Annotated in this window: 2 protein-coding genes and 1 pseudogene; all 3 read right to left on the bottom strand. The window is 64.6% G+C overall.

The features are described 5' to 3' along the window. Positions 1-635 (bottom strand): HipA domain-containing protein (locus tag ACOVRJ_RS10485; protein ID WP_422043794.1); only part of this gene is annotated, 635 nt, incomplete at its 3' end. Between the two features lie 142 nt (positions 636-777). Next, positions 778-984, bottom strand: a pseudogene (locus ACOVRJ_RS10480) (type II toxin-antitoxin system HipA family toxin); the annotation flags it as partial. 65 nt (positions 985-1,049) lie between these two features. Further along, the coding region (locus tag ACOVRJ_RS10475) for an NADH:flavin oxidoreductase (protein WP_422043793.1) at positions 1,050-1,244 on the bottom strand (195 nt) is incomplete at its 5' end.

Below are 1,244 nucleotides of genomic sequence, written 5' to 3'. Positions count from 1 at the left end.
GACAGTTGCGGGCCTTCCTCGATGTCTTGCGGTGGGGCCGCCATGTTGGGCGTGATGTCGAAGGCCGGAGAAAGTCCCCAGGCCATGCGCGCCGCGTCATCCCCTACGCGATCGAAGAGCAAGCCTGTGTTCAACGCATGGTCGTCAGTGTTTCCGACCAGGGCGTGGAAAGCCATTCGTTTCCACAACTCGGCCAGCGGTGCTCCCAGGCGCTCGCGATGATCGTCCGCGCCGTCATTCGTCCAGATCCGCAGCCGGTCCGCCAAGCCGAGGTATGAGCGCTCGGGATCGCCCCTGACGGAGTCCAGGCGCAGCCGCAGGACCGTTTGTGCGCTGGCATAGAGCTTTCGCGTCGGCTTGTACGGATCGCCATCCCGATCGAAGCGCTGCACCATCAACACTTGGTGCACGCCAAAGGTGTGCAGCTTCACAGGCGCCACGTTCAAGCCCGCCTGCTCAGCCAGACGCATCGTCACGAACTCGCGTGCCGGCATGGCTTGCCGGTCTCCGCGCGCTTGCATCTTCACCAGCCACAGGCGGCCTGCGTCGACCAGGGTTGCCTTGTGGCGGTCTCCTGTGGCGCTCGTATCCAGGTCGTCGGTCAAGGCGGCGCAGTGCGCGGCTCGAGGGCTCATCCAGCTCAAGCGCTTCGGTGAGCTGCTGCAGATCGCCAAGTTCTCGGGGTCGCCATCGCAGCTTTCTGTCGATGTCGTGGCAAGCCTCGATGGCCCCCACACCGTCGGGAACGCCGAGTTCCAGGAGTTGCAGGGCGTCAAGTTTGTTCCCGTGAGTCGCCTTGAGACGGTCCTCGCCGTATCCGGAGGGCTTGGCATCCCGGATGACCCCGGGCAGACCGTCCGAGCCCAGGATCGCGGTGCCTCTGGACGAACGGGACAGGCGCAGCTCGACGGGGTCCAACGCCAAGGCCCCAGCAGTCTTCAAATACTCCTGTTGGTATGTGAAGCGGGAGCCCGTGCTGGACACGATCTCGCCCGCCCTCGTGGGCTCGTCCTGGCCTGGAAGCCGGACCCAGACGGGCGTGACCACCGTCACCTCGGCCTCAGATGACGCTCGGCGTAGGCGACCGTCTCTGGATCATCGCTTGGATCCAGCAGCTTCTCGATCTGACCCATCAGGCCCAGAGCCTGAAGCACCTTGAGAAGATTGCCCAGCGCGACGCCATCGGCACCTCCTTCCAGGGATCGAACAGTCGAGGTGGAAACGTCGGCCAGGTGACCGAGTTC

It is taken from the genome of Roseateles sp., assembly GCF_049240545.1.
In the GTDB taxonomy this organism is placed as follows: domain Bacteria; phylum Pseudomonadota; class Gammaproteobacteria; order Burkholderiales; family Burkholderiaceae_C; genus Paucibacter_A.
The sequence above is the reverse complement of the archived record's forward strand: the minus strand, read 5'-3'. Positions and strand labels throughout refer to the sequence as shown.